Genomic DNA, 3,157 nt, shown 5'->3' on the forward strand with positions numbered 1-3,157 from the left:
CCCCCCCCCCCCGCGACTTGGATTCATACTGGAGTGGTGCGGGACGCGGGTCCAAGGATGCCATCGACTTTGTTGGTTTCCGCATCTCTGCACCCCAATCAGGCAGGAATTCTATTTCGCCACAGTGATCTTGCGACTACGAACCCCCGGCTCCGTCCTCATCACGACCCTGTAGATTCCGCTGAAGTCCGAGCGACCACTTTCTCAGCCAGATTCATGACTTCTCTGATATTCTCTTCAGCCCAGTCCCTAAGACGATCCAGGCCGGCGATCGGCTCTTGTTCCCCAAGGACGCTGTAATTCTCACCGTCCCGTTTGATTACGCCATGCTTAACCAAGAATGTGGCCAATGACATAGCTTCGTCGATCGATCCGTCCGTGGCCCTTACAAGGGGAACTACCGTGCAGGGACAAAAGCGATAGTCCTTGGTGTTCCAAGCGACAAGATCGATAGGGAAATAACCTTTATCTTCCACACCTGCCGATCCAAGCGAGATCCCAGGGGCGATTGCAGTTCGGATGTCGAACAAATTATCCAGGTCTGAACTCCAGGGAGAATTGGGGAACCCGGCCTGAGTGGTATCTGCATGTTTATTGTTTAGAACAAGCACGGACAGACTAATTAAATTTTCGTCGATTACATTCCTGAAGGACTTCACCAAACTATCCTTGGCAAATTCCATCATAACTATGTCGCCGGGAGAATTCTCGTCCTCATTATTTGCACAATGATCGCCCATCTGAATGCAGGAAAGGGAGTCGATAATGATGAGGTCGTAGCCCATCTCCGATTCGTAGGCGTTTTCCATGGTGTAGGCCACCTGACTAAACGTGGTGGGGCAGTAGACGTCGAATTGGCCCCAGTTTTGGAAGTTGCCCCCATTTTTGCCCCAGACGAATTCTTGCTCCAGATCAAGAGTCAATATTCTGGCCACATCGAAATAAGCGACATTCAGACCACTTTTAACCACGTCCGCTGCAAGCTGGAGGGCGATTTTCGTCATTCCCAGACCAAACTCGGAGTGCATCTCAACAATCCTGGCTGACGGAAGACCTCCGCCCCAGATGGCATCCAGGCTGCCGATGCCCGTCGAAAGCCAACTCGTGCCATTCCTTCGGTCTTGCTCTATAATTTCCTGGGTCGTCTTTTTCATGTTTTATCCTCTTAAGTGAAGTTGCGTATGTGAATAATGGGACTTGCTCCGTTTCAAAGGGCTAGTCTTTCCCGCTTGGACATGCTTGTTGAACCTGTGAGTCAGCCGCTGGCACAATGCCGCTTCTCCTTCAAGAACTCACTCACGTCGGATGGTATGTAGCGGATGGCCCTACCGATTCTGATGAATGGGAGGTTTTGAGATTCGGTCCGTCTCCAAGTCTCTAGGGTTTTTGTGGACACATTCAGAATTTTCGCGACTTCTTGGGCAGTGAGGGTAACAAAATCGGGGAAAGAGTTTGGACTGGTCATCATGGGCTTCATCTCCTGAAAAGGTGGGAAAACTACGGTTGTCTACTCTACATACGTACCGGAAGGTATTCATGACCGAAGTATTTGAACTTTTTTTGGTTTTTCCCCAGAGGCATGGGCTGAATTGACCTCCCGATCAATGCAGCCTTGTTTCTTGACAGGCTAGTTTTTGGAGATAGGCTCGATTTTGAGGGAAGCATTGTGCAGTCGAGTGGCACGGCTCTTGGCCCAAGTGATCCATTGCCCCAGTGGGGTTTCAGGCGAAGTATCATCACCCTGGGCATATGACGCGGCCTCAACCTCGGCAATGAAGTCTCGGATCTTGGCTGCGTGGGCCCAGTTGTCGATTCTTTGGTTTAGGTCCGCAATCTTGGCCCGCTCCAATTCCTGTAGGCGGGCTTCTTCTTGCCGGCGTTTCTGTTCCTCTTCCCTCTCTCGCTGTTGACGGGCACGTTCGAGGCGATCAAGTCGAGATCGTTCTGCTCCCTGGATCAGGGCAACCACGAACGGCTTGAGGCAATCCTCCACCCGCTGACGCTTTCCGTCTCCCCAGGTCTGGCGGTTTTGTCCTGGCAGGCTGGTGTAGATTTTCAGAGCCAGCTTGCCATTCAATTCGTGATTGTATTTGGAGGCAGGAGTGTAACTGTAGTTTGATCGGTAGTTTACCGGCTCCTGCTCCTTCTTGGTGATGTTAACGCCTTCAACAATCCCGAACTTGATGAAAGTGCCCAAGATATGTACGCCGGTTTTGCTTGGGCTGCCGCTGGACGGTCCTCCGTATTTCCCTGGTGCGTATGGAACAGGTTCTGTGATCTCGACCTTGAGCCCGCGTTCTTCCAAGGCCTTGAAAAGCGTGTCGACAATTCTAAGAGCTCTATCAAGTGCACTGCGTGAAGCGATGATGTCCACGCAAGCCCGCTCATTTCTCAGCTTTGCTTGGCTCTGGGAGTTCCGCTTTAGAAAACCGGCACTTTTCCGTATCCACTTATGGGGATTGTGAAGCTCGTTAGGGACGCTGATAGCCATTGAGGCGTCATCCTCGCGCTCCAGAAGGGACAATGCTTCGTCTCCCATGGCCAAGTGGTCAAACGGGTCCTGCCAGCGACTGACCCGATGTTGGGTCGGTGTGCGGGGGCCGGGAGTGGGGAGGGGTTCCTTCTCGACATCCTGGCCTGCAGCCTTTCGTGCCCAGTAACCTCGACCTGGCCGAGGGATTTCAAGCTTTTTACAAATCTTGGCCAGGCCGGAATCAGAAATCCCGTATTCCTTAGCCAAGTTGCGCATGGGCTTGGCCCATACCTGCAAGTAAAGTTCATCCCTCTTGATGATGTTGGTTTCCCACTCCATGGTCGGAGCATAGGTCCTTCCGGCTTTCATTCCAATAACAACTGCACCTTGGGAAAACCCCCAAAGGTAGCCTCGAAGGACGCTGAAAAGGTAGCCAGGAATTGGGTGGTGGAGCAAAAGGCAGTATTCGTTCCAATATTCAGGCGGTAATCGGACCGTACCTACTGATACGTTATCAGTAGGTTAGGTTTTTGGCCATTATTGTGCCTCAATCCTCCGTGCTCTCTATCAGGCTCGAAAGGAAGCGAGCAAAGGGAACGATATCTTCCGAAACACTGGCCTTTTCCAGGGAAGTCATATAGGTATCGCGCTGCTCCACCGGAATAACCACCCAGGGATATCCTC

The 3,157-nt window shown here is 51.9% G+C and carries 3 protein-coding genes; all 3 read right to left on the reverse strand.

Annotation, left to right across the window (positions count from 1 at the left end; translation table 11 throughout):
* Positions 1-161: 161 nt before the first annotated feature.
* The 3 genes from KOO63_13610 to KOO63_13620 all read right to left on the reverse strand — a co-directional run bounded on the left by KOO63_13610 (position 162) and on the right by KOO63_13620 (position 2,842).
* Complete coding sequence (locus KOO63_13610; protein ID MBU8922848.1) at positions 162-1,154, reverse strand: hypothetical protein; 993 nt, start codon at positions 1,152-1,154, stop codon at positions 162-164.
* A 101-nt stretch (positions 1,155-1,255) separates the two neighbouring features.
* Complete coding sequence (locus KOO63_13615; protein MBU8922849.1) at positions 1,256-1,468, reverse strand: helix-turn-helix domain-containing protein; 213 nt, start codon at positions 1,466-1,468, stop codon at positions 1,256-1,258.
* Between the two features lie 159 nt (positions 1,469-1,627).
* Entirely contained in the window at positions 1,628-2,842 is a 1,215-nt protein-coding gene (locus tag KOO63_13620; GenBank protein ID MBU8922850.1) for a hypothetical protein, read from the reverse strand.
* Positions 2,843-3,157: the final 315 nt, after the last annotated feature.

The sequence above is a fragment of the Candidatus Latescibacterota bacterium genome (assembly GCA_019038625.1).
In the GTDB taxonomy this organism is placed as follows: Bacteria; Krumholzibacteriota; Krumholzibacteriia; order Krumholzibacteriales; family Krumholzibacteriaceae; genus JAGLYV01.

Bases quoted from the DNA above. Each gene is read 5' to 3' on its own strand.
- KOO63_13610 (MBU8922848.1), bottom strand. From the start codon at position 1,154: ATGAAAAAGACGACCCAGGAAATTATAGAGCAAGACCGAAGGAATGGC.
- KOO63_13615 (MBU8922849.1), bottom strand. From the start codon at position 1,468: ATGATGACCAGTCCAAACTCTTTCCCCGATTTTGTTACCCTCACTGCC.
- KOO63_13620 (MBU8922850.1), bottom strand. From the start codon at position 2,842: ATGAAAGCCGGAAGGACCTATGCTCCGACCATGGAGTGGGAAACCAAC.